The sequence below is a fragment of the Humibacter ginsengisoli genome (genome assembly GCF_054780095.1).
Window position 1 is genome coordinate 129,401 of the sequence record NZ_BAAGWZ010000012.1, and the last position, 26,088, is coordinate 155,488.

General features: G+C 67.5%; 22 protein-coding genes and 1 tRNA gene. 8 read left to right on the top strand and 15 right to left on the bottom strand.

Annotated elements, in window-relative coordinates:
• Positions 1-221: 221 nt before the first annotated feature.
• The 6 genes from ACYVI5_RS17650 to ACYVI5_RS17675 all read right to left on the bottom strand — a co-directional run bounded on the left by ACYVI5_RS17650 (position 222) and on the right by ACYVI5_RS17675 (position 8,524).
• Entirely contained in the window at positions 222-1,820 is a 1,599-nt protein-coding gene (locus ACYVI5_RS17650; RefSeq protein ID WP_460581395.1) for a glucoamylase family protein, read from the bottom strand.
• Positions 1,821-1,880: 60 nt separating this feature from the next.
• A complete protein-coding gene (locus ACYVI5_RS17655; RefSeq protein ID WP_460581396.1) occupies positions 1,881-3,074 on the bottom strand; it encodes a glycoside hydrolase family 1 protein in 1,194 nt (397 codons plus the stop codon).
• A 42-nt stretch (positions 3,075-3,116) separates the two neighbouring features.
• Positions 3,117-4,868: an ABC transporter ATP-binding protein gene (locus ACYVI5_RS17660; protein WP_460581397.1), complete on the bottom strand. Its 1,752-nt coding sequence runs from the start codon at positions 4,866-4,868 to the stop codon at positions 3,117-3,119.
• Positions 4,865-5,806 (bottom strand): ABC transporter permease, encoded by a 942-nt coding sequence (locus ACYVI5_RS17665; RefSeq protein WP_460581398.1) that lies wholly within the window; start codon positions 5,804-5,806, stop codon positions 4,865-4,867. The genes ACYVI5_RS17660 and ACYVI5_RS17665 overlap by 4 nt, the downstream gene beginning before the upstream one ends.
• Positions 5,803-6,783 carry an ABC transporter permease gene (locus tag ACYVI5_RS17670; RefSeq protein ID WP_460581399.1) on the bottom strand — a complete coding sequence of 327 codons (981 nt, stop codon included), beginning with the start codon at positions 6,781-6,783 and terminating at the stop codon, positions 5,803-5,805. The genes ACYVI5_RS17665 and ACYVI5_RS17670 overlap by 4 nt, the downstream gene beginning before the upstream one ends.
• 70 nt (positions 6,784-6,853) lie before the next feature.
• Positions 6,854-8,524 carry an ABC transporter substrate-binding protein gene (locus ACYVI5_RS17675; protein ID WP_460581400.1) on the bottom strand — a complete coding sequence of 557 codons (1,671 nt, stop codon included), beginning with the start codon at positions 8,522-8,524 and terminating at the stop codon, positions 6,854-6,856.
• 194 nt (positions 8,525-8,718) lie between these two features.
• On the opposite strand from ACYVI5_RS17675, the gene ACYVI5_RS17680 reads away from it, so the two are divergent.
• Entirely contained in the window at positions 8,719-9,864 is a 1,146-nt protein-coding gene (locus ACYVI5_RS17680; protein WP_460581401.1) for a LacI family DNA-binding transcriptional regulator, read from the top strand.
• Here the strand turns inward: ACYVI5_RS17680 and ACYVI5_RS17685 are convergent.
• Together ACYVI5_RS17685 and dcd are read right to left on the bottom strand one after the other, a co-directional pair.
• The gene (locus ACYVI5_RS17685; protein ID WP_460581402.1) at positions 9,818-10,360 is read right to left on the bottom strand and encodes a hypothetical protein; all 543 of its coding nucleotides are present in this window, start codon (positions 10,358-10,360) and stop codon (positions 9,818-9,820) included. The two genes, ACYVI5_RS17680 and ACYVI5_RS17685, sit on opposite strands and share 47 nt — an antisense overlap.
• Before the next feature lie 29 nt (positions 10,361-10,389).
• A complete protein-coding gene (gene dcd, locus ACYVI5_RS17690) occupies positions 10,390-11,028 on the bottom strand; it encodes a dCTP deaminase (RefSeq protein WP_460581403.1) in 639 nt (212 codons plus the stop codon).
• 92 nt (positions 11,029-11,120) lie between these two features.
• Here dcd and ACYVI5_RS17695 point away from each other — a divergent pair.
• Positions 11,121-11,191, top strand: a tRNA-Gly gene (locus ACYVI5_RS17695).
• 307 nt (positions 11,192-11,498) lie between these two features.
• Here ACYVI5_RS17695 and ACYVI5_RS17700 read toward each other — a convergent pair.
• Both ACYVI5_RS17700 and ACYVI5_RS17705 read right to left on the bottom strand, forming a co-directional pair.
• Positions 11,499-12,776 (bottom strand): GTPase, encoded by a 1,278-nt coding sequence (locus ACYVI5_RS17700; protein ID WP_460581404.1) that lies wholly within the window; start codon positions 12,774-12,776, stop codon positions 11,499-11,501.
• Between the two features lie 92 nt (positions 12,777-12,868).
• Positions 12,869-13,237 carry a VOC family protein gene (locus ACYVI5_RS17705; RefSeq protein ID WP_460581405.1) on the bottom strand — a complete coding sequence of 123 codons (369 nt, stop codon included), beginning with the start codon at positions 13,235-13,237 and terminating at the stop codon, positions 12,869-12,871.
• A 75-nt stretch (positions 13,238-13,312) separates the two neighbouring features.
• On the opposite strand from ACYVI5_RS17705, the gene ACYVI5_RS17710 reads away from it, so the two are divergent.
• Both ACYVI5_RS17710 and ACYVI5_RS17715 read left to right on the top strand, forming a co-directional pair.
• Positions 13,313-13,756, top strand: a complete 444-nt coding sequence (locus tag ACYVI5_RS17710) for a MarR family winged helix-turn-helix transcriptional regulator (RefSeq protein WP_460535620.1) — start codon at positions 13,313-13,315, stop codon at positions 13,754-13,756.
• Positions 13,757-13,940: 184 nt separating this feature from the next.
• Positions 13,941-16,412, top strand: a complete 2,472-nt coding sequence (locus tag ACYVI5_RS17715) for an HAD family hydrolase (RefSeq protein ID WP_460581406.1) — start codon at positions 13,941-13,943, stop codon at positions 16,410-16,412.
• Positions 16,413-16,440: 28 nt separating this feature from the next.
• On the opposite strand, the gene ACYVI5_RS17720 is transcribed toward ACYVI5_RS17715, so the two are convergent.
• Positions 16,441-16,977, bottom strand: a complete 537-nt coding sequence (locus tag ACYVI5_RS17720) for a hypothetical protein (protein ID WP_460581407.1) — start codon at positions 16,975-16,977, stop codon at positions 16,441-16,443.
• A gap of 223 nt (positions 16,978-17,200) precedes the next feature.
• Between ACYVI5_RS17720 and ACYVI5_RS17725 the strand changes: the two genes are divergently transcribed.
• Genes ACYVI5_RS17725 through ACYVI5_RS17740 form a run of 4 tightly spaced genes read left to right on the top strand, consistent with a single transcriptional unit; the run spans position 17,201 to position 20,423 of the window.
• On the top strand, positions 17,201-17,935 hold the full coding sequence (locus ACYVI5_RS17725) for a hypothetical protein (RefSeq protein WP_460581408.1): 735 nt from the start codon (positions 17,201-17,203) through the stop codon (positions 17,933-17,935).
• Positions 17,936-17,988: 53 nt separating this feature from the next.
• Positions 17,989-18,393 (top strand): hypothetical protein, encoded by a 405-nt coding sequence (locus ACYVI5_RS17730; RefSeq protein ID WP_460581409.1) that lies wholly within the window; start codon positions 17,989-17,991, stop codon positions 18,391-18,393.
• A 24-nt stretch (positions 18,394-18,417) separates the two neighbouring features.
• The gene (locus ACYVI5_RS17735; protein ID WP_460581410.1) at positions 18,418-19,242 is read left to right on the top strand and encodes a hypothetical protein; all 825 of its coding nucleotides are present in this window, start codon (positions 18,418-18,420) and stop codon (positions 19,240-19,242) included.
• Positions 19,239-20,423, top strand: coding sequence for an OmpA family protein (locus ACYVI5_RS17740; RefSeq protein WP_460581411.1), 1,185 nt, complete (start codon positions 19,239-19,241; stop codon positions 20,421-20,423). Before ACYVI5_RS17735 ends, ACYVI5_RS17740 begins: the two co-directional genes overlap by 4 nt.
• 4 nt (positions 20,424-20,427) lie before the next feature.
• Here the strand turns inward: ACYVI5_RS17740 and ACYVI5_RS17745 are convergent, their stop codons facing one another.
• The 4 genes from ACYVI5_RS17745 to ACYVI5_RS17760 form a co-directional block, all read right to left on the bottom strand.
• Positions 20,428-20,949, bottom strand: coding sequence for a DinB family protein (locus ACYVI5_RS17745; RefSeq protein ID WP_460581412.1), 522 nt, complete (start codon positions 20,947-20,949; stop codon positions 20,428-20,430).
• 263 nt (positions 20,950-21,212) lie between these two features.
• Positions 21,213-22,562: a serine hydrolase domain-containing protein gene (locus tag ACYVI5_RS17750; RefSeq protein ID WP_460581413.1), complete on the bottom strand. Its 1,350-nt coding sequence runs from the start codon at positions 22,560-22,562 to the stop codon at positions 21,213-21,215.
• Positions 22,563-22,688: 126 nt separating this feature from the next.
• Positions 22,689-24,044, bottom strand: a complete 1,356-nt coding sequence (locus ACYVI5_RS17755; RefSeq protein ID WP_460581414.1) for an ATP-dependent DNA helicase — start codon at positions 24,042-24,044, stop codon at positions 22,689-22,691.
• Complete coding sequence (locus tag ACYVI5_RS17760) at positions 24,041-26,074, bottom strand: cytochrome c oxidase assembly protein (protein ID WP_460535644.1); 2,034 nt, start codon at positions 26,072-26,074, stop codon at positions 24,041-24,043. The genes ACYVI5_RS17755 and ACYVI5_RS17760 overlap by 4 nt, the downstream gene beginning before the upstream one ends.
• Positions 26,075-26,088: the final 14 nt, after the last annotated feature.

Consider the following 26,088-nt stretch of genomic DNA (forward strand, 5'->3'; position numbering starts at 1 on the left):
CAATCGCTACAGGTATCGGCATGTGCTACAGATCATTTGTGTGGCGGATGCCGATAGGTGTAGCGCGGCGGCAGCGCGTCCAGGCGCACCGTTGCACTTCTCCTTCTCGCACGATCAGCCGGTGATCGAACGATGCGCCGGAACGGATGCCGCTGCCCTTCCGGCCGATCGTGCTATTGCCGGTGGGTCGTGCGACGCCTCGCCGGCCCAGGAGCTGGGCATCACCCCAGCGTCATGGTCTCCATCTTCAGGTACGTGCGCGCCGCCCACGACACGGGATCCGCCGCGAAGTGTGCCCGCATCGCGCCGTCGTTCAACGCGTTGTCCAGAGCGATCATGATCATCGACTGGTCGAGCACGAGCCAGCGGTGCCCCACCGCGCCCGTCGTCGGGTTCACCGCGTCGTAGAACCCGCCGTCCGAGCTGTAGACATCCGGATACGTGGAGCGCAGCTTCTGGATGTTCGCGTAGGCATCCTGCGGAAGCACGTTCAGCGCGATGAACGACGCGTGCGGCGTGACGACGTCTTCGGTGCCGCACGTGGTGCACTGCGACAGCCGTTCGCCGACCGGGAACTGCAGCCCCTCGACCCCGTACGTCGCGTAGCCGCCGGAGTCGTCAGCCGTGCTCGACGGCGAGAGACCCCACACCGGGTAGTGGAGCGCCTCGGTGGCGTACTTCTCCTGCACCTGGGCGGTGCGAACATCCGCGAGGCCGAATCCGCTCGTTCCCCACGTGGTCTCCGGCACCATCTGGTCGACCATCTCGGCCTCGAACATGCCGCCGCCCCAGGTCGGGAGGAAGCTCAGCGACGTGCCCGGGTAGGTGTAGTGACCCTCCCAGACGTCGAACGCCTTGCCGGACTGCGGATCCGTGTATTGCTGCCAATCGCCGCCCGGCTCCTGGCCTTGCCACGAGAAGTCGGGATCGGTCGAGCACCGCTGCGGAGGGAGCGTGCGCCACGAGCGCCACCAGACATCCCCCGGCATCTGGTGCAGACCCATTCCGATGTACATCGCGATGCGCGGATCACTGTAGATGGCGCCGTTGTGGTATCCGGCAGGGCCCTGGCCGACGTAGTAGCCGCCGTACATCTGCCCGGTGGGCTGGTTGCCGGGGATGGCCGGATTGGTGTTGCAGTCGGTCTGGGCGCGGTCGTCGTAGAAGATCGAGAAGTCCATGTCACCGATCAGCGCATTGGCCTGCTTGCGCAGCGACGGCACGGCCGATCGCACCGTGACCAACCCGGTCGCGAAGATGCCGTTGTCGACCGCCGAGAGGAACGAGCAGTTGTCCTGCGCCGGCGTCGTCTCGGTGCTGCACGCCGGCCCGCCTGGGTTCAGGATCGGCTGCGCCGTCGTGGTGTCGTACCACTGGTACAGGAAGCCATGCGAGCGCTGCATGCCGCTGACGGTGTGCAATGTCGCGGCGAGCAGGTTCCGCTCACGGCCTGGCGTGATCAGCCCGAGATCCTTCGCAGCGATCACTGCCTGCAGATAGATGCCGATGTTGGCCGCGGAGGTATAGCGACCCTGAGTCGTGCCGGGGCCGAGGTTGTCCATGGGGAGGTGCGTGCTGGCATCGACGTCGTTCTCGAAGAACCGCCACGTGTCCCGGCCGATGCCGAGCAGCGTCGCACGCTGCGCATCCGTGAGCGGCGTCTGCCCGGGGGCGGTGATGCCGCCCATGCCTTGGTTATCGATCGTCTCTTGAGCGCTGGCGGCGGGCGCGAGCCCGATGGATGCCGCGAGCGCGGCCGCGAGAACGCCCGCGGCCAGTCCCGCCCGGCTCGTGCGGGCCCTTCGGTGTTTCGTGATCATCGTCATCGACTCCTCGGTTTCACCTTCTTGCCGTGCCCCGGCTCGACGAGCCAGGGACGTCTAATGCGCAGGGCGCCCTTCGTCGGAGAGCCCGTTGCGCCGCGCCACGGCGCCGAGCCATGCCAGCGACGGCTTCGGCGTGCGTCGGAACGTCTGCCGGTCCACCGCAATCAGCCCGAACGTCGGGCGGAATCCGCTTGCCCACTCGTAGTTGTCCAGGGCGCTCCAGTGCAGGTACCCGCGCACGTCGATGCCGTCCGCGATGGCGGCGTGCAGGTGCCGCAGCGAGGCATCCGTGTAGTCGATGCGGCGGGTGTCATCGCCGGTCGCGATACCGTTCTCCGTCACCATCACCGGCGTGTGACCGCTCTTCTCCCACGCCGAACGCACCCCGTCTGCCGCTGCCTGCGGAAAGTACTCCCACCCGGTCAGCGTCGTCTCGACACCCTCGGCGACCGGCAGCGGCCCCTGCGGCCCCACGAACGTTCGCGTGTACGCCTGCACTCCGACGAAGTCGTCGCCCGTAGACTGCTCGAGGTACCAGTCGTCGCGCGGGTATCCGTACTCGCGCAGCTTCTCCTCCGAGCCCGGCTCGCCCGTCGGCATGAAGTCCTGTGTTGCGACGGTCCATCCCGAGCGGATGCCGCGGGCGCCTGCCAGCACCTCCCGCGACGCCCGGTGCGCTGCCAGGAGCGTGTCGGCAACGCCGAGATCCGGATCGGGCAATCCGTTCGCCACCAGGTTCTCCGCCTTCTCGCCTCCGGCGAGCATGGCGGCGATGTTCGGCTCATTGATCGTGCACACGTAGCGCACTCCGTCGAGGATGGGCAGCACCGTCTCGGTGTAGCGCGCGAACAGCTGCGGGGCATCCGGGTTGCGCCAGAAGCCGGCGTCGTGCATCCAGCGCGGCACCGTGAAGTGCATGAGCGTGACCACCGGCTCCAGGCCGAGCTCGAGGCCGGTGACGATCATTCGCCGGTAGTGGTCGAGGGATGCCCGCGACACGAACCCGCGCTCCGGCTCGATGCGCGCCCACTCGACCGAGAACCGGTAGCTGTTCAAACCCGCCTCGGCCAGAAGTCGCATGTCTTCGCGATACCGGTGGTAACTGTCGGCGGCGTCGCCGCTCGGTTCCACGATCGGCGTTCCGGCCGTGTGCTCCTTGACCCACCAGTCGCTGTTCACGTTGTTGCCCTCGACCTGGTGGGCGGCCGTCGCGGCGCCCCAGAGAAAACCGTCGGGGAATGCGAGCACGTGGTTCTCCTTCGTTTTGGCGGACATGCGACAGGTAGCCGGTCAGCCCCGCGACGGGTTCGGGACGGCGTCGAGCAGCCGAACGGTGTAGTCGTCGCTCGGGTGCCGAAGCACGTCGGCGGTGTCGCCGCGCTCCACCACGACGCCCTTGTTGAGCACCATGATGCGGTCGGTCACGAGGCGTGCACTGAGCAAGTCGTGCGTGATGTAGAGCATGCTGACGCCCCACTGCTCGCGCAGGTCCTCCAGCAGGGCGAGGACGCCGGCTCGCAGCGAGACGTCGAGCATCGAGACCGGCTCGTCGGCGATGATGACCTGTGGATCGCTGGCCAGTGCACGGGCGATCACCACGCGCTGGCGCTGACCGCCGGAGAGCTGGTGCGGGAGCTTCGCCGCGAACTGCTCGACCGGCGTTAGCCCGACCGTCTCCAGCAGCTCCAGCACTCTGCGTCTGGCATCTGACCCGCGCAGGCCGGTGTAGTTCACCACGGGCCGGATGAGTGTGTACTCCACCGTGTGCAGCGGATTGAGCGCGGCATACGGGTCTTGGAAGACCATCTGCACGTCCCGGTGCAGGCGGCGCAGGTCGCCGCGCCGGCGAATCGTGTCGACCCTGGTCTCGCCGAACCTGATCGTGCCGGAGGTCGGGCGCTCCACACCGGTGATCATCTTCGCGATGGTCGACTTTCCGCTTCCGCTCGCGCCGACCAGGGCCAGGGACATGCCGGGCTCGAGCGTGAACGAGACGTCGTCCACCGCACGCACCGCGGTCTCGCCGCGACGCCGCTGTTTGTACACCTTCGTCACGCCCTCGACGACGATGGCGTCGCGGGCGGATCGTTCCTTGCGCGTGTGCACGGAAGGCGCCCCCGCTTCGGCGGCAGGCTCGGCGGTGGCGGGCTCGGCGTCGGACATCGCAGCGCCCGTTCCCGCGACCGCGGTCCCCACCACCGCACTGTCCACGTCCCTGCTCGCGCCACGCACCTGCAGCCCGGGCACGTTGACGGTCTCCGCCCGCGGATCGCCGTAGTGGCTTAGGAGCATACGGGTGTAATCGTGCTGCGGCGCGTTCAGGATCCGCTCGCTCGGGGCATCCTCCACGATCACGCCGTCGTGCATGACGAGCACCCGTTCGGTGGCTTCGAGCACGATGCCGAGATCGTGACTGATCAGCACGGCGGTGAAGTTCTCGGATGCCTGCAGCTGCCTGATCGTGCCCATCACCGCGTGCTGCACGAGAACGTCGAGCGCGGTGGTCGGCTCGTCGAACACCATCATGCGCGGCTCGAGCGACAGGGCGATCGCGATCGACACCCGCTGCCGCATGCCGCCGGAGAGCTCGCCCGGATATCGCGACAGCGTCTCCTGCGGCAGCTCGACCTTCTCGATCAGTTCCCGCGCTCGTGCCTCGCGACGCGCCTGCGGCACGTGCCCGTGTGCGGCGAACACATCCATGAAGTGGTTCCGCACGGTGCGCACCGGGTTCAGGGCGTTCATGCCGGACTGCAGCACCATGGCGAATCCGCCCTGCCGCTGCGCCCGCACCTGCTCGGTGGACAGGTGCGCGATGTCGGTGCCGTCGAAAAGGATGCGCCCGCCCGCGATACGCGCAGGCGGCTTCGACAGCCGGGTGAGCGCGAACCCGAGCGTGGACTTGCCCGACCCGGACTCGCCGACCAGGCCCACGAACTCACCCTGGGCCAGCTCGAAGCTGACGTGCTTGACCGCCTCGAACGGATGCCCGTCGCCGGTGTCGTACACGACCGTCAGGTCTTCGACCTTCAGCAGGCTCATCGCGTGGCCCCTCCCTCGCGCAGTCGCGGATTGCTCAGGCCGTCCACGCCGAAGTTGATGAACGACATCGACACGGCGAACAGCGCGATCATGAGGCCTGGTGCGAAAAGCAGGATCCACTGGCCCGTCAGCAGCACGTTGCTGTTCTGGGCCCAGAAGAGCATGGTGCCCCAGCTGACCGTGCTGGAGTCGCCGAGCCCGAGGAATTCCAGGCCTGCCTCGGCGAGGATGGCCGCGGTCGCCGCACCGAAGAAGCTCGCGATGATGAGCGAGGTCATGTTCGGCAGGATCTCGCGGAACACGATGCGCGTCGCGCTCTCGCCGCTGAACGTCGCCGCGGTCACGAAATCGCGGGAGCGCAGCGACTGCGTCTGCGAGCGCAGCACGCGAGCTCCCCACGCCCATCCGGTCACGACGACCACCAGGATGATCACGCCGAGGCCGCCGTTCTGCAGGTAGGCGGCGATCACGATCATCAACGGAAGCGCCGGAATGACGAGGAACAGGTTCACGATGAACCCGACCCCCTCACCCCAGAACGTGCGAACGTAGCCCCAGCTCAGCCCGACGGCCACCGCGATGATCGTGGAGAGCAGGCCGGCGATGAGCGCGACCGACACCGAGACCTGCGCTCCGCAGATGAGCTGCGAGAAGACATCCTGACCGGCGGCCGTCGTGCCGAGCCAGTGCGCGGCGCTGGCGTCCTGGCTCCTGCCGAATGAGGTGTCGTGCGGGTCGTACGGGGCGATCAGCGGCGCGAAGATTGCCAGTAGCACGAAGAACGCGAACAGCACGAGGCCGAAGCGCGCCTTCGGAACCGCCCATACCGTGCGGATGCCTCGCCCGAGTACACGCAGCGGGTTCGGCCGGTCGAGTCGCTCCCTCGTGCCGTCGGCGGGACTGGCATCCATCGTCGTCCTTCTGCTGGTCGTCGTCATCGCCTCGTCCTCGGGTCGAGAACGCCGTACAGCACATCGACGATGAAGTTGGCGATGAGCACGCTCACCGTGATCATCAGGAAGAGCGCCTGCATGAGTGGGTAGTCCTGGTTGGTCACCGCGTGGAACAGCAGCAGGCCCACGCCGGGGTAGTTGAACACGGTCTCCACCAGCAGCGAACCGCCGACGACGCCGCCGAGCACGAGGCCGAACGACGTGAGGTTCGGCAGGATCGCGTTGCGAGCCGCGTACCGCAGTGCGACCGTGCGCGGGCGAAGGCCGTTCGCCTCGGCGAACGTGACGTAGTCCTCGCCGAGCGTGTTCACCATGGTGTTGCGCATGCCGAGGATCCAGCCGCCCAGCGACGTGAGCAGGATCGTGACACCGGGCAGGATGGCGTGGTCCAGCGCGTCGCCGAAGAACGCGAAACTCCAGTTCGGTGTCGCCGCCTGCGAGTAGGAGCCGGATGTCGGGAACAGCCCCGCAACGTAACCCAGGAAGAAGACCAGCAGCAACGCCGTCCAGAAGTACGGGAATGCGGAGAGGAACTGGCCGCCGACTGTCGGGACGGTGTCGAGCGGGGTGCCGCGCTTCCACGCCGCCAGCACCCCCAGCAACGTGCCGCATACGAACGCGATGATCGTTACCGTGCCGACGAGCACGAGCGTCCAGGGCAGCGCATCCCCGATCAGGCTCGACACGGGCTGCGGAAAGTAGCTGTACGAGACTCCGAAGTCGAAGTGCACGACCTGGTTCAGGTACTCCACGTACTGGTTCCACAGACTGCCGTTCGGCACGCCGAGCTGCGCCTCGACCGCTGCACGCATGGCCGGAGTGACCGGCCCGTTCTGCCCGAGCTTCGCGATCGCGGCATCGGCCGGCGATCCCGGCATCAGCCTGGGCAGAATGAAGTTCACCGTGACGGCGGCCCACAGCGTGAGCACGAAGAGGCCGATCCGGCCGAGCAGGTAGCGCACGCGCCCTCCTTCCGGGTTGTCGTGGCGGATGCTTCGCCGGTCGTGGTCCCCTCACCGCGACCGGCGAAGATCAGGACGCCTTCTTGAGGTGCGTGAACACCAGCAGCGGGGTCTCGGTCCACGTGCTCGGCGGTGCGTACGGGTCGCTGGCGCTCGGCCATCCGGTGAAGTGCTTCGTGCTGAACAGGCCCCAGAGACCGCCGTAGAAGAGACCGATCGCCGGCACCTGGTTGTAGACGACCTCCTGCAGCTGGTCGACGATCTTCTTCTGGTCCGACTCCTGGGTCGCGGCCTGCAGCTGCGTCAGCAACGCGTCGGTCTTCGGGTCCTTGAATCGCTCGAAGTTCGCCGTCGTCGCCTGGCCTACCGGAGTCGCGAACTGGCTGTTCAGCAGGTTGTTGTAGTCCTGGAACACGCTGCCGGTTCCGCCGAACGATCCCATCGCCAGGTCGAAGTCGCCGTTGTTCAGCGCCTGTGTGTACGCGGCGGGCTGTGGCTGGTTGATCTTCACGGCGATCCCGAGCTTGCCCAACTGCGACTGCACGGTCTGCACGCCGCGCAGCCAGTCGGTGTAGCCGTTCGCGGTGGTTATCGTGACCTGCAGTTGGGTACCGTTCTTGTCCACGAGCTTGCCGCCGGACTGCGTGTAACCGGCCTTCGCGAAGTAGCTCAGCGCCTTCGAGGTGTCCTGCGTGATCAGCCCGTTGTCGGGGATGGAGCCGTTCAGCCAGTCCTGCTGGTTCGGCAGCAGAAGACCGGTCTGCCCGGCAGGCTTCACATAGCCCTGCTCCGCGTCGTTCGCCACCGTCGTGCGGTCCAGCGCGTAGCTGAGTCCGAGGCGGAAGTTCACGTCGTTGAACGGCGCTTTGGTGAGGTTGGGGAACAGCGACACCGTCCCGCCGGGCGGGAACCAGTAGGTGTTGTGCTGCTTGTCGGCTCCCACCCACGTCTTCTTGACATCCGTGATGAAGGCGTATGCCCAGTCGTAGCCGTTCTTCACGATGTCGAGTTGCTTGTTGGATGCCGGCAGCACGATCTTCTGCGCCGCCACCTTGTCGGCCTGCCAGTACTTCGTGTTCTTGTCGAGCACGTACTGGTTACCGGCGAACTTGCCGAGCACGTACGGGCCCGTCGCTACCGGGTTCGGGTTCGTCCAGCTGACCGGGTTCTTCACGCTCTGCCAGATGTGCTTCGGAACGATGACCTGCTGGTCGATGATGTACGCGGCCGGCACGTCCGGAGTCTTCAGGTGGAACGTCACCGTGTTGCCGGATGTGCTGATCGTATCGATGTGCTGCCATTCGCCCAGCGTGTCGAGCTCGGGGTGCTTCTTGATCAGATCGAACGTGAACACCACGTCGTCGATCGAGAACGGCTTGCCGTCCGACCACTTCACCCCCTGCCGGATCGGGTACTGGATGGTCTTCGGGTCGACGATCTTGTCGCCGGTCGCCAGGAACGGAGTGGCCTTGCCGTCGATCGAGTTGACGACCTGCAGCGGCTCGTACATGTAGTGCGCGCCGATGCGAGTGTTGGCGGCGAACGGGTTGAAGTTGCGCGCGAACGTCGGTGAGCCGCTGTCGGCGGCGAGCAGCAGGGAGCCGTCTCCGGCGCCTCCCGAACTGCTGGATGAGGTGTGAACACTGCAGGCGCTGGTCGCCAGCACGGTGGCTGCGGCGACGACGGCGACGAGCGCACGAAGCGATCGCGGCCCTGGCTTTCGCGCTCGGGTCTTGGACATGTCGAGGAACCTTTCTGTCATCGATGACGAGGCTCTGGCGGGGACACCAGCGGGGATCGTCCGCCCGGTATCCGAGATTGTAAGCGCATACAAGCGACGACGGCAACCCACTTGACTTTCCCGTGTAGAACGTTGATCCCGTGCCAGAATGGTGGTCGGATCCACGGCGCCGGCCGAGGGGACGGAGGATGTCGATGGCCAAGAACCCCACGGTCTACGACGTGGCCGACCTCGCCGGTGTCTCCATTGCGACCGTCTCGCGAGTGCTGCGCAGGCCCGACGATGTACGCGCATCCACTCGTGAAGTCGTGATGGATGCCGTCCGCGAGCTCGGCTACGTGCCGAGCGGGAACGCGCGAGGCCTCGCGGCACGCAAGACCGGCGTGCTCGGCCTGTTCCTGCCGGGGTTCGACGCGGTCGAGGAGCTCGACGATGCGGACTTCACAGCGCCGCACCGCGTCGAGGTGCGGGTGGACCCGCCGGGAGCCGCAGAGCATCCGTCGGCGCCCCTCTATTTCGACGAAGTACTACGCGGGTGCGAGCTCGAGGCGTGGCGGCAGGGCTTCTCGCTCATGGTCGGTGTCGGCCGGGGCAGGTCGCCCGAGGAGGTCGAGGCGGTCATCAGCGACATGGCCGGCCGGGTCGACGGAATGGCCGTTCTCGCGCAGAGCGCACACGACGATGCGCTCAAGCGAGTGAGCAATCGGGTCCCAGTGGTGCTCCTCGCGGGGCCGCGACGCGACGACGACTTCGACCACGTGTCGGTCAGCAACCGGGAAGGGATGCGCGCCCTCACCGAGCACCTCGTCGACGCGCACGGCGTGCGCGATCCGGTGTACCTCGCCGGCCCGTTCGACTCGCCGGACGACGCCGAGCGCTACAACGGGTTCGCCGAAGCTCTCGAGGGGCGCGGTATCAACCCGACGGCGCTGCCGGTGCTGCACGGCGAATTCTCCCGTCAGCGAGCCCGCGCTGTCGCCGCCGATCTCGCGCTGCGCGACGCCGTGCCCCGCGCGATCGTGTGCGCGAACGACCAGATGGCCCTCGGCATCCTGGATGTCTTCGCCGAGCGAGGCATCCGCGTTCCCGACGACGTCATCGTCTCCGGCTTCGACGGGTTGGATGCGGCCGCCGAGTCGGCACCGCGGCTCACCACGGTCAATCAACCGATGGAGCACCTGGGGCGCGCGGCGGTGCAGGCGATGGTCAGCCGTCTGGCGCGTCCCGACCAGGAGCCGATCGCGATGCGCCTGCCGGTCAAGGTTCTGCTCCGCGAGAGCTGCGAGGGCCCGCTCAGTCCAGCCGCTCGCCGTCGAGGTGCTCGACGAGCTTCCACGTGACGCCGCCGTCGTCACTCACCCAGCCGTCGAACGCATAGCTCTGGGCCGAGACCGCGCTGAAGTTCCAGCGGATGGGCCGCTCGTCGTTCTGCGTGCCGTCCTGCCGGATGCCGTCGCGCCAGCCCTGCGCCACGAGGTTCGCGTACTGGTTGAGCGCGGGTGAGAAGTAGCTCACGCGCACGATGCCCGCCGTGGGGTCGTAGACCCGCACGGCGACCGCGATGGTCTGCCGGCGGCCATCCTTCTCGACGACCTCGAGGTCTTCGATCGCGCGACCGTCCATCACCCACGAGACCAGCCAGGTGAAGTCGCGATCGCGCCACTCACCGGTCGGCTCGTCGAGCCGTCGACCGCGCACGTGCCACGAACCGACGAGCTGGCCGAACCGGGTCATCCGCTTCGGATGCTCGGGCGACGGCCCCGCGCTGACCAGGGCATCCGTGAACATGCCGCGCGCCTCAGCGCTCATCGGATCCGCGCTGCGTTCGTCGTCCATCGGCTCGCCCTCCTGCGTGTTTCGAGTGGTCAGCTCCCGGTCGGTGCGGTGTGGCGTTCCGGAGCATCGGAGTCCGTGCCGATCTCGGTGCCGCTCACATCCGTGCGGTGGAAGCCCAGGAACGAGCGGGATGCCGTCGGCCCGCGCTGGCCCTGGTACCGGGAGCTGTACGCGGCGGAGCCGTAGGGCTGCTCGGCCGGCGACGACAGCTGGAAGAAGCACATCTGCCCGATCTTCATGCCCGGCCAGAGCTTGATCGGAAGGGTGGCCACGTTGCTGAGCTCGAGCGTCACGTGCCCGGTGAAGCCGGGGTCGATGAAGCCGGCCGTCGAGTGCGTCAGCAGGCCGAGGCGACCGAGCGAGCTCTTGCCCTCCAGGCGCGCCGCCACGTTGTCGGGCAGGGTCACGCGCTCGAACGTCGACCCGAGCGCGAACTCGCCGGGGTGCAGGATGAACGGCTGGTCGCCATCCACCTCCACGAGGTGAGTCAGCTCGGGCTGATCCTCGGACGGATCGATGAACGCGTACTTGTGGTTGTCGAACAGCCGGAAGAAGCGGTCGAGGCGCACATCGATGCTCGACGGCTGGATCATCGCCGGATCGTAGGGCTCCAGAGCGATGCGTCCCGCGTCGAGCTCGGCCGTGATGTCGCGATCGGAGAGCAGCACGTGTCCAGGCTAGCGGCGATTGGGCTGAGAGCCGAGGGCGCGACCTCCGGATGCCGTCGGCTACGATGATGGATGCCGCCGCCGCGCGGCACGCGGATGTAGTTCAATGGCAGAACCTCAGCTTCCCAAGCTGATAGCGCGGGTTCGATTCCCGTCATCCGCTCTCATGCGTTATGCCGGTCGCCGCAAGGTGGCCGGCATAACGCATTCGTGTGTGCAGTGAATCGGACCCTTGGGTGGGCCCACGCCGCCGGAGGCTCCGAGCGCCGCGGAGCGGCGGTTGGAGGGGCGGTGGGGACGATTCCCGTCATCCGCTCTCATGCGTTATGCCGGTCGCCGCAAGGTGGCCGGCATAACGCATTTGTGTGTGCAGTGAATCGAACCCTTGGGTGGGCCCACGCCGCCAGAGGCTCCGAGCGCCGCGGAGCGGCGGTTGGAGGGGCGGTGGGGACGATTCCCGTCATCCGCTCTCATGCGTTATGCCGGTCGCCCGGCCCGGCGATTCGATGCTCCGTCATCCTGCGGACGACATCGAGGAAGCTCGGGGCGTATCGCCCCCAGGAATCGGCGATGTTCGCCACATCCAGCTTGCCGGTGTGCACCTGTTCGCACAGTCGCAGCCATCCCTCGCCGGTGGCGACCGTGACCGCGAAGGCGACCCCCGCGTTGATGACGCTCCCCGCACCGGGGATCAACTTGAGAAAGCTGCGCGCCAGCGCCTGACCGGTGAACTGCACGCCCAGCTGGGCGAGGGCTCCTGCGGACAGCATCGTCTTGAGCTCGAGGTCGTAGATGGCCGCGATCCGGCCCATCATCGTCAACTGGATCGGTGCCAGAATCGCCGCGTCAGCGATCGGAACAGGGACAGCGGCAGCTGCTGCGGCCGCCCCCGCAGCAGCTCTGATGACCGGGCGAGCCAGCTCGCGCTTCCAAGGGAGGTTGAGTCGTTGAGCAATGCGAAACGCATCCTTCTCGCTCTCCGGTGAAAGTGCGAGGGTTTCCGTGACGAGTTCACCGAGGCCGTGCCCCTTGCCCTTTCCGTGCTTGTCCCGCACTGACGTCAGGATCACTCGCTGAATCGGGATGTCGATCGGATGCCCGTTCTCGTCGACGGGATCCTCCAGCCACTGCTGAAACTCGTTGGCGTCCGACGAAGCGGAGCGCTTGCCGGTGATGGCGCTCTTCGTCCAGTCGACCTTGGTCAGAACGACGATGACCGGGAGACCGGCGGCATCGAGTTCGCGGATCATGCCGATGTCAGAAGAAGTCAGGCGGTCGGCGTGAGAGAGCACGCAGTACCAGACGACGGAGATCTGCTCGATGGCCGGCCGCTCCGAGATCGTCTTGAGGTGCTCTCGGAGAATGTCGCTCGGGGCATCCTGCGATCCGATCTCGAAGCCTTCGAGATCCCAGATCCCGAGCGAATCGTCGTGGTAGTAATGCACGCCTCTGGTCACCGGCAGTCCCTTGCCGACCTTCGCCAGGTCGCGCCCGAACACCGCGTTGACGAGCGAGGACTTGCCAACGCCCGTGGCCCCGACGATGGCAAGGTTGAAGCGGCCGTACCGCGATTTCGCTTGAGAGTTCGCCTCGATGAACGGCTGTTCGTCGAACTCGGGCGTCCCCTCGCCGGAGCCTTCTGGTTCTGTCGTCATACCTCGGCCGCCCTTCTCGTGGCTGCCGCTTGATGCCGATCCCCATGGCGCGCCGGCAGCGGATGCCACCACTTCAGCATCGCGGATCGGCACGCTCGATCGACAGGCGTTGCGGAAGGCGCCGTTCGTGTGGTGTGGCGCGGGAGGGACCGTGCCCGGTCGTGGGCCCGGCCCCGACCGTGGGCTCAGGCCCGGTCGTGAAGCGTGACGCGGTAGCCATCCGGATCGGCAAAGGTGAACGTGCGACCGAAGGGCCCGTCGATCGGGGCCGCGACGATCGTGTGACCGTCGGCGACGAGAGCGTCGTGGATGCTCTGCACGTCGGTCGCGTGGAGCCAGATCGCCGCGCCGATGCCCGGCTGGGACACGGAGCCGAGGTCTGTGCCGGGCACGACGTCTCGCAGCGCGAACGCGATCGGCTTCGTCTCGAAGACGACGGCGTGCGGAGGGCCGGCCTGCGAGCGGACCAGACCGAGGTACTGCTCGTAGAACGCCCGCGACGCGTCGAGGTCGCGAACCTGGAGGGAGATGAAGTCGGGACCGGTAACAGGCATGGTGATTCTCCTCGCTTCGCCTGATCGAGTTGTGTCAGTTTTCTGACACGTCCAACTCTATGTCAGAATACTGACATGAGTCAAGACGGTGTCGATCTGGAGACGTCGTTGGGCTACCTGCTGAAGGAAGCCTCCAGCGCGCTCCGCGTTGCGATGGAGGCCGTGCTGAGGCCACTCGGGATGACCGTGACGCACTACTCGTGCCTCGAACTGCTCGCCCAGCGTCCCGGGCTGTCGAACTCCGAACTCGCACGAGGGGCGTTTGTGACACGGCAATCGATGAACGTGCTGCTGCAGACCCTCGAGCGTGACGGCTACGTGACCAGACCGGCGGAGGCTCCCGTCGGGAAGGCTCTGCCCACTCGATTGACACCGCGTGGCAGGCGGAGCCTCGAGAAGGCATCCGCCGCCGTCCGATCGGTCGAGCTCAGAATGGTCAGCGACCTGACTCAGGACGAACAGGCCGTGGCGCTACGGATCCTGCGGAGCATGATCCAGGGCCTGCGCGACGACTCATAGCAGCAGGAACCAGTTCTCGCCGACCCATGTAGCCGCGCCCAGGATCGTCGACGCTGACGTCAGCCGTCGATGCCATGGGCGAATGGGGGACTGCTCCACGCAAAGTGCTCCATTATGCTCGCATCGGGCGGCGCTGATGCCGCTGAGCGTGCCTCGATCCGCCAGAGTGTCGAGGGGGGAGACGATGACCGACACGGCCGACGCGACGCTCGGCCTGACGTCGGCCGAGGTCGCCGAACGGGTGGCAGCCGGGCGTACGAACGCGTACACGGATGCCACCAGCCGCTCCGCGTGGAGCATCGTGCGCGCCAACGTGTTCACCCTGTTCAACGGCATCATCGTGGCCTGCTTCGCCGTGCTGCTCATCCTCGGGCGATGGCAGGATGCCCTGTTCGGCCTGAGTGCGATCGCCAACACGATCATCGGTTCCGTTCAGGAGTTCCGCGCCAAGGCCGCCCTCGACAAGCTCGCGTTGCTGCACGCTCCGACCGCCCGGGTGATACGCGACGGGGAGCTGCGCGAGGTGACGCTGGCCGAGGTGGTGCTGGACGACATCCTCGTGCTCCGGGCAGGCGACCAGATCGCCGCGGACGGCGCGGTCGTCGACTCGTCGCGGCTGCAGGCCGACGAGTCGATGCTGACCGGGGAGTCGGATGCGGTCGACAAGCAGCCAGGCGGAGAAGACGGAACAGGCGAGGTGCTGAGCGGGTCGATCGTGGTCGGCGGCGAGGGCACCGTGCGCGTGACCCGGGTGGGCGCCGACTCGTTCGCCAACAAGCTCGCCAGCGAGGCGAAGCGGTTCTCGCTGGTCGCGAGCGAGCTGCGGCGGTCGGTGGACAAGGTGCTCAAGTTCCAAGCCTGGATCATCGGCCCGGTCGCCCTGCTCGTGCTCAACGCACAGATCTTCGTGTTCGGCGGTTGGCCAGAGGCGATCCGCAGCGGCGACTGGCGGCAGGCCGCGGTGAACGCGATCGCCTCGGTGATCGCGATGATCCCGCTCGGCCTCGTGCTCATGACGAGCATCGCGTTCGCGGTCGGGGCGGTGAAACTCGCCGCGCGGCAGGTGCTCGTGCAGGAGCTTCCGGCGGTGGAGGGCCTGGCCCGCGTCGACGTGATCTGCCTCGACAAGACCGGCACGCTCACCGAGGGCGAGATCGTGTTCGACCAGGCGCACCCGGTGTCCCGGTCCGTTTCAGGACCGCTCTCCGCCGTGGAAGCACAGGCCGTTCCGGACGCGGGGTTCATGCCGCGCGGATGGGAGCAGGTGCTGGCCTGGTACGGCGCCGAACCCGATGCGAACGCCACCGCGCGATGCCTCGCCGCCGTCTACCCGACGGAGGGCGACCTGGAACCGGATGCGCGCATCCCGTTCTCCTCCGCCCGCAAGTGGAGCGCGGTGTCGTTCACCGGCTCCGCCGAAGGCACCTGGGTGCTCGGCGGGCCCGAGATGGTGTTCCAGGGTGCCGCACACGAGGAGCTGCGAGGCAGGTCGGCCGAGCTGGCGGCATCCGGACGACGCACGCTCGTGCTCGGGCACTGCGCCGCGACGCTCACGCCCGAGCACGTCGACGCCGAAACGCTTCCCGCCGGGCTGAAGCCGGTCACGCTGCTGACGTTCCGCGAGAGCGTCCGCTCGGACGCCCTCGAGACCCTCGGCTACTTCGCATCGCAGGGCGTGGCCGTGAAGATCATCTCCGGCGACAACCCGCAGACCGTCGCTGCGATCGCCCGGGAGGTGGGGCTGGATGCCCCGAGCGGCTTCGACGCCCGCGAACTGCCCGACGACCAGGATGCCCTCGCCGCCGAGCTCGAACGCCACACGGTTTTCGGCAGGGTCACCCCGACCCAGAAGAAGGGCATCGTGCAGGCGCTGCAGGCTGCCGGGCACACCGTCGCGATGACCGGGGACGGGGTGAACGACGCGCTGGCCATCAAGGAGGCCGACATCGGCATCGCGATGGAGTCCGGCTCGGCCGCGACCAAGGCGGTCGCGCGCATCGTGCTGCTGGACGGCAAGTTCGAGCACCTGCCCGGCGTCGTCGCCGAAGGACGTCAGGTGATCGCGAACATCGAGCGCGTCTCGATGCTGTTCCTCACCAAGACGGCGTGGGCCACGGTGCTGGCCATCGTGTTCGGAATCAGCATCATGCAGTTCCCCTTCCTGCCGCGCCAGCTCTCCGTGGTCGACGGCCTGACGATCGGGATCCCCGCGTTCTTCCTGGCGCTCATGCCGAACACGCGGCGCTACATTCCCGGGTTCCTGCGCCGCTCGCTCAGCTTCGCGGTGCCCGCCGGACTGGTCGTCGGCCTGGTCGTGTGGTGGTACGCGTGGGCGGCCGGCGGTGCGGGCATCCAGCAAGACGAACTGCGCACCGGGTCAACGCTCATCCTCACGATCATCGGGTTGTGGATTCTCGTGGTGCTCTCCCGACCCATCGACGGATGGAAGATCGTCATCATCGGCGCCATGATGATCGGCCTCATCGTCGTGTACGCGGTGCCGCTGGCACGCACGTTCCTCGGGTTCGCGGACCCCTCGCTCATCACGACGCTGCTCGTGATCGGGCTGTCCATCGTCGCGATCGCGGGCGTCGAGGTGGTGCGCTTCATCCACCGCCGCTACGTGCGACGTCATGGCGGGTCGGGCGATTACTGACGCCACCGCCGGTCGAGCTCTTCGGAACCTACAGCCCGGTCTGCCGGCGCGCGGCATCCTGCGCGCTGATATGCGCGAAGTAGCGCCCGCCGCGCCCCACCCAGAGCACGACCGTGGTGAGCACCGCGACGGCCATGAGCGCGATCTCGAACCAGTACGACGTCGCGTCGACGACGAGTGCGACGATCGCCAGCGCGAACTCCGCCGCCATCGCGATCGTGGTCAGCACCCGCGCGTAGTGCTTGCCCCTGGTCAGGGCCGACGCCATCGCGATGATGAAGAGCCCGAGAAGGATGACCACGGCTCCGATCAGCGTGACACCGAACGACCCGCCGAACATGCCGTTGTCGACCACGTAGCGCAGCAGGATGAACAGGATGCCCACCCCGATCGCGAGGAACCCCGCGATGTAGGTGAGCACGACGACGGCGATCAGCTCTGCAGGCGGGCGGTGCCGCACCGGCGGGTGCGGCGAGCGCCCCGGCTCCTGGGCCGGCTGGTCGGGCTGGGCGGGCGGATCCGGCGAGAGACGCGACGGATCGTTCGCGGGCGTTCCCGTGGTCATGCTCTCACCCTATGTTTCGCCCTCCAAGGGATCACCCATCGATCGGCGCCTCACGGCTCGCCGTGCGCCCCAGTTCGAGTGACCCGACGGGCCGGATAACGCTCGCGTCTCGATTCGCCGGGCGTCTTATCAGGCTCATGGCGATCTGTCATCCGGCACGCCTACCGTGTATCTCCTCGGTGCGGCCGGATCGGATCCGTCCGCGACGAAGAGGAGGTCTTCCGTGTCGGATGCCCGTGCACTGCGCGTCCCGCGCACGCCTCGCGCTCCATTGCGTGTCGGCGTGCTCACGCGCACCCATCTGAGGCGACTGGCGAAACGGGATGCCCGTGCCGGCGTCCCGCGAGCCGCCTACGAAGCCGAGCCGGTCGGCGATCCCACTCCGACTATCGCCGCTCTGCAGGCGCACGCCGCCACGTACGCTCAGCGTGAGGGGCAGCGGTTCTTCACGGATGTTCGGTCCCAGTGGATGGAGCACGAGGCCCTTGCTGACACGATCGTGCGCGAGCAGCGCGAGTATGCCGAACGATCCAGCGCACTCGAACGGACGGCGACCGAAGCGCTGCACGATGCGATCGCCAGTGCCACGGCGCACCCCGACCTGACGAGTCCCGCCCACGAGGATCTGCGGAGACTCGAGCGGCGCATCCAGCGCGATCACCGCAGGTCGGCGCACCTCAAGGCGATCATCCACACGAGGTTCACGGTGGCGCGACTGCGCGCCCGCCGGTACTTCGACTACTCGGACGAGAAGACGGCCATCTACTGGGGCACGCTGCGGCGCGTGCATCCTGCCGCCGAGAACATCAGCGACCGGCCGCCGACACTGGCACGCCCCGCGTGGCTCACGGTCGATGACAGCCATCGAGCGCTGGATCTGTGGCACGGCACCGACCTGTTCGGTGGTGCGATCGCGGCCGCGCACACAGGCAACGGCAGGGCGGACGCCGCAGGCTGAGCCTGGACCGCACGACACAGGAGCGCCCGGCCGCGCAGTCGAGGAGGGGAACGATGTCGAAACGGAACCGATTGGGGGCCGTCGTCGCCGTGGTGGACACGCACGACGCGTTCGGGCTCGAGACGGTCGAATACCGCCTGCCCAAGACGAAGCGGTTGTCGCGAAGGCTGCGCTGGCGCCTGTGGCGCATGAGACGCTCGCTCGACGTGGAGACACTGGATGTCTTCGAGCACGAGATCTCCGCGTTCGAGAACGCCGGTCTCGCCGACCTGGCCAGGCAGCGTACACGCCACGAGTCCACGTGCGAGGCGCTGCAGACCATCGCACGCAGCCGCATCGAGCTCGTCGACGGCGCGCTGCGCTCCGTGCACGCGGACCTCGGCAAGGCCGAGGCGGAGGCGGGCATGCTCGAGCGCAAACTGGCCGCCCGCGATCCGCAGTTCCACAGCTACGCCTGAGTTCACGGCTTCAAGGGGGATGACATGGCTCGCGACATCGTGATGAAACCGCCGCGGAGTGGTCCTCGGCTCGGACGCCTCTCGCCGCTTGCCCACGTGATGGTCTACGTGCTGTTGCTGGGCATGATGGCGGTGGACTACTACCTGCTGTCGCAGACGCTCACGCTGCTGTTGCGCAACGACAGCCAGTATGGATCGATCGGCGCGCTGATGTACATCATCACCGCCGGAATCTCGGCCGCGATCGTCACCATCCCGCACCTGATCGCCGTGCTCATCCGACGCATTGAGAGCGGCATCAGCACCCGCGGCTGGGTGGCCGTTGTGCTCGGACTCGGAGTGCTGTGGGCGGCCATCCTCATCGTCGTCACGCTCGCCAGGATCAAGGCGGGTATCGACGCGCAGGCGGCGGGCGGGCTCTCCGGCCTCGTCGGCACGGGACAGACCACGCCCGCGGCAGGCTTCTCGTGGACGGCGCCCGACACGATCATGGCGTTCTTGATGCTGGGCGTTCTCACGACCTCCGGCGCGCTGAGCTTCGTCACCGCGTGGCTCACGACGCGGCCGCTGGTCACCGCCGTCGAACGCGGATGGCGTCGGGTCGCCCGCTTGCGCCAGTATCACGATCGCCTGCTAGCCGAGCAGTTGAAGGCCGCCGAGGCGGTCGCCCAGCAGGCCGCGCAGGATGCCGCCGATCGCCGGCGCTACGAGCTCGCTCAGGACACACTGCGCTCGCAGCTCGAACAGGTGCGCGCCCAGCTCGCGACGCGGCTCGCGCAGCGGCAGCGGGACCCGCAGGGAACGAGCCAGATCATCCACGAGCTGCAGCTGAGAAGGGAGCCGCAGTGAGACATCCGCTCCGCCTCATCGCCCCTGCCGTCGCGGCCTGCCTCGTCGCCGTCGCGCTCACGGCCTGCTCGTCGGCCGCTGCATCGACGGGACCCTGCAGTCAGGCGAACAAACGGAACCTCGGTGTCGTCGCGGGAAGCACCGCGAACGAACCGGCGATGCAGCTGCCGGCATCCGCGACCCAGCAGCTGAAGGCCACAGGGCAGAGCAACGGCAGCGTCACCATCGTGGTGCCGTCGGGCAAGCCGGAGGCGCGCGGAACGACGCTGCTCGGTTCGAGTGCCAACGACGACATCGTCTGCAAGAGCGACCAGCGCAACAAGCTCGCGCAGGTGACGAGCTACATCCAATCGCTGAAGGCATCCAGCCCGGAGGTCGACTTTCTCGACGCCATCGACCAGGCGGCGCGCAACCTCGGCACGAACTCGATGGGCGTGCTCGTGATCGGGAACGGGCTGCAGACGGTCGACCCGCTGAACTTCGCCGTGCAGGGCCTGCTCACGGCGGACGCCACGCAGGTGGTCGACGACCTGAAGTCGAAGGGCGAGCTGCCGACGGATCTGAAGGGCGTCACCGTCTACTGGTCCGGCCTCGGCGACGTGGCCGGCACGCAGCAGCCGCTCACCATTACGGCGCGCAGCAACCTGCAGGCGATCTGGGCGGCGATCGTCAAGGCATCCGGCGGCACGCTCTCGGTGCTGCCAGAGCCGGCGTCCGGGGCGGCGGCATCCGGGCTGCCCGCTGTCACCGCGGTGCCGGTTCCATCGACGGCCACGAAGACGGACTGGTCGCAGCCGATCGTCGTGCGCGACAGCGATCTGCTCTTCGTGAAGAACACCGCCAGGTTCTCCGACCCGTCAGCGGCCCAGAAGGTGCTCGCCGACCTGGTTCCGTCCATCGAGCAGAACGGTCAGGTGGTCACCATCACCGGCACGGCTTCGAAGGACCAGGCGACCAGCAACACGGCCGATCTCGCGTTGTCGAAACAGCGAGCGGATGCCGTCAAGCAGGCACTCGTGACCCTCGGTGTGCCGTCATCCCTGCTGGCGACGGCCGGAGTGGGTCACTCCTGGTGCGGGTTCAAACCCGAGACGGATGCCACGGGCACGTACTCCGACGCCCTCGCCGAGCAGAACCGCACGGTCATCCTCACGTCGCCCGGGGTCCCGCTCTGCGCGTGACCTGCTAGCTCGGGCGCACATCCCACAGGTGGTGCACCGGGTCGTGGATGAAATACCTGGCCAGCGACTCGACGGTGAAGACGCTCCCGTCGCTGCGGCGGCCGCTCCGGGCCAGAGCGGAGTCGGGAACCGCCTCCCAGGCATCCGCGATCGCTTCCGCAGCCTCACGGAGTTCGCCGCTGACGACGGCAGGATCCTGTTCCCCGTAGCGTTCGGCGACCGCGGTGGCGTCCTGATCCCAGTTCTCGAACTCGGGGTCGTCCTGCGTCAGCAGCAGCTGCAGCCGGCGACCCATCACCCGGTAGACGTCGCGCACGTGCGCCGCGTACTCCAGTGGCGACCACGTGCTCTCGTCGGGACGCACGCGTACGTCGTCCCGCTCGAGCACGGGCATCCACCCCGCGGCGTTCTCCCTCGTCAGACGCGGGATGTCGCGGAACCCGACCGTGCTGGCGTCGAATCCGCATTCCGGGCACGCGCGCTCGAGCACCCAGGTCCAGTTCTTCGTGTCGGGGACGATAGCCATGCCTCGAGGCTATCGGCGATTGAGGGGAGAGCCGTGGGAGCTTGCTTCCATGGCCGACCCGATTGAGCCGGTGAGTGGCGCAGCCACGATATCGGCGATTGAGGGGAGAGCCGTGGGAGCTTGCTTCCATGGCCGACCCGATTGAGCCGGTGAGTGGCGCAGCCACGATATCGGCGATTGAGGGGAGAGCCGTGGGAGCTTGCTCCTACGGCCGACCCGACCCCGGCGGTGAGCGGAGCAGCCGCGATATCGGCGATTGAGCGTCAGTTGGGGGGCAGCGGCTGATACGCCGCTGTCGTCGCCGCCGCCGGTGTCGGAGCCGGGGGTGAGCCGGCCGGCCGGCAGACCGCGAGCTGGTCGAGGGTCGCCTTGGCGTCATCCGCCTTCCACGGCAGCGAGATCGTGGGAGCCTTGCGTCCGTCCGCCGGCTTGAATCCGGCCGCGATGGCGCTCAACTCCATCGCGAGCGACTGCGCATAGGCGGCGCCTGACGTCGAGTTGTTCAGCATGACCACGACCGTGAGCCCGGACTGCGGGTCGCTCAGCATCGCCGTGATGAACCCCGGTACCGCCCCGTCGTGCCCGCGCATCGGGCCCAACTGGATGCCGCCCATTCCGTAGCGCTGCCAGGCCGCGACCTTCGCACCGAGCGGCACGGACTTCCACGCGGCCTTCTTCGCGTCCCCCTGCAGAAGGGACGCCGTTGCGAACGACTGTGCGAACGTCTTCAGGTCGCCGAGAGTGGAGACCACACCCTTCGCCGTCCAGGTGGCACTCGGAGCGAGGTCGGTGTCGTCCATCACGGTGCCGCACTGCGGGGCGCCGCTGACGGGATCCAGCGACGTGGCGTAGCCGTGAAGACCGGATCCCTGGAGGTTCGCCGAACTCGGCAGGCTCGACGACGACATGCCGAGCGGGTTGAACACCTCGTCCCGGTAGAGGGTCGACCAGTCCTTGCCGGTGGCAGCCTGGAGGGCCATGCCGAGCAGGATGTAACCGGCGTTGGAGTACGACCACTGCTGCCCCGGTGTGCCGGTGCGCGGCTCGCCCAAGCCGCTCGAGACGAGCTCGAGTGGCACGTAGGTGCGTAGCGGGTTGTCCACGAACTGGGGGGCGAGCGCTGCGGAGTAGTCGCCGAGGCCCGACGTGTTCTGACACAGCTGCCCCAGCTTCAGATCGTCGATGCCGACCAGCCGTGGCAAATACTTCGACACCGGATCGTCGAGCGACACCTCACCCTTCTGCACGAGCGACAGCAGCACCGTGCAGGTCATGGGTTTGGTCACCGAGCCGATGCGCCACGCCATGTCGGGCGTCACCGGGTTCTTGCCCTTCGTGGTCGTCGTGCCCAGCCCCGCGGTGTAGCTTCCCGCCCACGGCGCCCACACGCCCACGATCGCGCCGGATGCTCCCGCCAGCTTCATGGCATCCGTCACGGCGGTTTTCACGGCGTTCGCCTCATCGGACGGCAGCGTGACGGATGCCTGCGACGGCACCGGTGCGGCCGTCCCGTTCCCGGTGCATCCGGCCAGCGCGAGCGAGGCGGCCATGACCGCGGCTACTCCGGTTGCGAGCAGCGCGTAACGCCGGTTGCGCCCCTCACGCCTTGGCATAGCTCTCCCTCAGGTTCCCCCCGGCCACTAGACGTGTGTCTGGGCCGACCTGTCTTCCAGCCTAAGCCGACAGCCGTCGGAGAGGAGACAGCGAGGGGTAACGAGACGACAACGGACGGACGGAAATCATCCCTTCGGATGAGGCACTTCCGAGTGTGGTCGGACCACAGAGCCGGCAGCCGGGGTCGCGGCTCCGCCGCTCATGAAGCGGTCGACGTCGCGGTCGACCATGATGTCGCCCGGGCGCAGGGGACGGGTGAGGTAGAGCCCTTCCAGCGAGGTGAGGCGGCTCAGCGCCACGTATGTCTGGCCTGGACTGAACGCCCTCGCACCGAGGTCGACGATGGCGCTGTCGTACGTCTTGCCCTGCGACTTGTGGATCGTGACGGCCCACGCGAGTCGCAGCGGGAACTGCGTGAACTCGGCGGCGACATCCTTCGTCAGCTTCTTCGTGAGCGGGTTGTATGTGTACTTGTACCGTTCCCAGACCGCGGGCTCCACCTCGTGCACGTCGCCGTCGACATCCACCCACACGTTGGTGTCGATGCGCACCACGGTGCCGATGGTGCCGTTGACCCAGCGGGGAGGGTCACCGCCCTGGCCGGTGTCGTTGCGCAGGAACATCACCTGCGCGCCGACCTTCAGCTCGAGCGTCTCGTCGGCCGGGAAGTTGCGCTGCCCGAAGTCGCCGGAGATCTCCGCCTTGGCCGTCAGCACGCGGCCGGGCAGCTTCCGCAGGGCAGTCGCGTTGATGCGGTTGACCGTGTCGTTGCGGGTGGCGAGCGTGATCGTGCCGTCCTCCGGCTGCGGCCGCGCGCCCATGGCATTGAGCCGATCCGCGATCTCTTTCGTGACGCGTCCGTGGCGCACGGCGTTGAGCATGAGCTTGAAGTCGAGCTCGTGCTGCCGGTGGATCTCGCTCAGCTCGAACCGGCGAAGGGACGCCTCCTCCCACACCTTCGCGTCGAAGAACCACATCGACCGGTAGTGGTCGGCGAAATACGCGCGCTCCTCGGCGTCGCCGGGAACCGGCGCGAGCTGGTACGGGTCGCCGAACAGCACGATCTGCACACCACCGAACGGCTCGAGCTTGCGCTGGCGAGCCTGACGGAGCGCTCGGTCGACGGCATCCATCAGGTCCGCGTTGACCATCGAGATCTCGTCGATGACGAGGGTGTCGATGCTGTTCAGCAGCCTGATGAGCTCGCTCGGCTGGTCGAGGTCGTTGTCGGCGATGACACCGATCGGCAGCCGCATCAGGGAGTGGATCGTCTGACCCCCCACATTCAGCGCCGCGACCCCGGTCGGCGCGCTGATGACGAGTTGCTTCTCGGTGTTCCCGGCCAGGTGGTTCAGCAGAGTGGACTTGCCGGTTCCGGCGCGTCCCGTGACGAAGACGTGGTCGCGGGTGTGCTCGATCGCGTCGAACACCGCAGCCTGTTCGCTCGTCAGAGTGACGGCATCCGCTGTCACCGTGCTCAACGCTGGGGCTCCTTCGCTGCACGCGTCTGTGCTGCCTCGTCGTGCCGCACCGCGGCGCCCGCCCCTGGATCGGGATCGTCGGACGCCATGCGCTGCAGCATCGCATTGTAGGCGACGAGATCGGCGTCGCCGCTTCGATCCGCCTGCCGGTCGCGGCGTTTCGTCTCCTTGGCGTCGCTGCGGCTCCACTGGATCGCGACGGTGATCGCGAGCGCGACGGTCGGGATCTCGCCGATGCTCCACGCGATGCCGCCGGCCAGTTGCTGATCGGCCAGTGGCGTCACGCCCCAGGTGCGGCCCATGGCGCCGTACCAGTCGGCGAGGAACAATCCGTCAGTGGTCATGATCGACAGGCCGAAGAACGCATGGAACGCCATCGTGGCCAGCAGCAGCACCAGCCGCATGGGGTACGGGAACCGGTACGGGACCGGGTCGATGCCGATCAGCGACTGCACGAACAGGTAGCCGGTGATGAGGAAGTGGATGATCATCCACTCGTGTCCGATGTGGTCGGTCGTCGCCCAGCTGAACAGAGGTGAGTAGTAGAACACCCAGAGCGAACCGGCGAACAGTACGGCGGCGGTGATCGGATGCGTGAGGAACGCCGCGATCTTCGAGTGCACGACCAGCAGGATCCACTCGCGCCCGCCACGCGACCCGTCGGTGCGTTTCCTGATGGCTCGCACCGCGAGCGTCACGGGGGCGCCGGGCACGAGGAGCACCGGCACGGCCATCGTGAGCAGCATGTGCGCGAGCATGTGGCTGGAGAAGAGGTACTTCTCGTAGACGTTGATGCCGCCGTTGGTCACCCAGAGCAGCGCCAGAACGCCCGCAATCCAGGCGATCGTGCGTCCGATGGGCCAGCTGTCGCCACGACGACGCAGCCGGATGACGGCCGCGAGGTAGAAGAAGATCGCGAAGCAGCATCCGATCAGCCAGAGCGGATCGATGTTCACGCCGAACAGGTAGCGGGCGAGTGTGACCGGTGGCGGTAGCGGCTCGCCCGTGAGCACCTCGGCCGGGGTGGGCTGCGAGACCGGCACTTGCGCGACGGGTGTGGCCGTGCGGGCGAGCGCGGCGGCGACACCGGAGGCGACGCCCATGAACGCGAGCTCTGCGGTGACGATCCACCAGAACGGTCCCCGGCTGCCGACCCGCTTCAACCGGTCGATCATGTAGCGGCGCCAGAACAAGCCGAACAAGCCGAGCACGGCGAGCGCGAACACCTTGACCAGCACGAGCACGCCGTAGGCGGTGAGCAGGTTCTCCAACGTGCCGACGCGCAGATCGGCGTTGATGATGCCCGAGAAGGCGACGACGACGAAGCAGATGATCGCGAGCGTGGAGAACCGCTCGAGCACCGTGACGAGGCGGTCCTTGTCCAGTGTCTTGCGGATCAGCACGATCGTGACCAGGCCGCCGATCCAGATGGCGGCGAACACGAGGTGCAGTCCGAGCGACGTGATGGCCTGGTCGTGGCCGGCCGTTCCAGCCGCGTGGCCGCTCAGCGCCATCGGGATGAGCGTGCACAGCGACACGATGGTCACGAACGCGATGGCCGTGTGGTTGCGCACCGCGAAGCAGAGCACCGTGGTGGTCGCGGCGATCAGCGTGATGGCCAGCCACACTTGCCCGATGGCGATCTGGGTGGCGAACTGGCTGATTCCGTCGCTGAACGACTGGTCGAATGCGAGCGCCGAACCGGTCACGTCGAGGTAGGTGAGCACACCGGTGATGGCGCTGACGACGGTCATGATGGCAGCAGAGCCGGCCGCGACATCCAGAGCTTTGTCGTACTCCGGTTTGCCGGGGCTGAGCGCGAAGCACGCCATGAACAACGAGCCGATCATGGCGGCAGCGCTCAGGTTCACGAAGAGGTTCGCGATGGGCAGCCCCCAGCGCACGACCGGCCCTGGGTCGAGCAGCGCCGGTGCCGACGCCGCGCCCCCGTACGCGAGCGCCACGAGAATGGCCGCCAGTGCCGCCACGACGAGTGCGACGGGGCCCGCGACGCGCTGCACTCTTCTCACCCGACAAGCGTAGG

Excerpts from the sequence above, each read along its gene's own strand:
- ACYVI5_RS17650 (WP_460581395.1), bottom strand. The coding sequence starts at position 1,820 with ATGATCACGAAACACCGAAGGGCCCGCACGAGCCGGGCGGGACTGGCC.
- ACYVI5_RS17660 (WP_460581397.1), bottom strand. The coding sequence starts at position 4,868 with ATGAGCCTGCTGAAGGTCGAAGACCTGACGGTCGTGTACGACACCGGC.
- ACYVI5_RS17665 (WP_460581398.1), bottom strand. The coding sequence starts at position 5,806 with ATGACGACGACCAGCAGAAGGACGACGATGGATGCCAGTCCCGCCGAC.
- ACYVI5_RS17675 (WP_460581400.1), bottom strand. The coding sequence starts at position 8,524 with ATGTCCAAGACCCGAGCGCGAAAGCCAGGGCCGCGATCGCTTCGTGCG.
- ACYVI5_RS17680 (WP_460581401.1), top strand. The coding sequence starts at position 8,719 with ATGGCCAAGAACCCCACGGTCTACGACGTGGCCGACCTCGCCGGTGTC.
- ACYVI5_RS17685 (WP_460581402.1), bottom strand. The coding sequence starts at position 10,360 with ATGGACGACGAACGCAGCGCGGATCCGATGAGCGCTGAGGCGCGCGGC.
- ACYVI5_RS17705 (WP_460581405.1), bottom strand. The coding sequence starts at position 13,237 with ATGCCTGTTACCGGTCCCGACTTCATCTCCCTCCAGGTTCGCGACCTC.
- ACYVI5_RS17710 (WP_460535620.1), top strand. The coding sequence starts at position 13,313 with ATGAGTCAAGACGGTGTCGATCTGGAGACGTCGTTGGGCTACCTGCTG.
- ACYVI5_RS17715 (WP_460581406.1), top strand. The coding sequence starts at position 13,941 with ATGACCGACACGGCCGACGCGACGCTCGGCCTGACGTCGGCCGAGGTC.
- ACYVI5_RS17720 (WP_460581407.1), bottom strand. The coding sequence starts at position 16,977 with ATGACCACGGGAACGCCCGCGAACGATCCGTCGCGTCTCTCGCCGGAT.
- ACYVI5_RS17730 (WP_460581409.1), top strand. The coding sequence starts at position 17,989 with ATGTCGAAACGGAACCGATTGGGGGCCGTCGTCGCCGTGGTGGACACG.
- ACYVI5_RS17735 (WP_460581410.1), top strand. The coding sequence starts at position 18,418 with ATGGCTCGCGACATCGTGATGAAACCGCCGCGGAGTGGTCCTCGGCTC.
- ACYVI5_RS17745 (WP_460581412.1), bottom strand. The coding sequence starts at position 20,949 with ATGGCTATCGTCCCCGACACGAAGAACTGGACCTGGGTGCTCGAGCGC.
- ACYVI5_RS17750 (WP_460581413.1), bottom strand. The coding sequence starts at position 22,562 with ATGCCAAGGCGTGAGGGGCGCAACCGGCGTTACGCGCTGCTCGCAACC.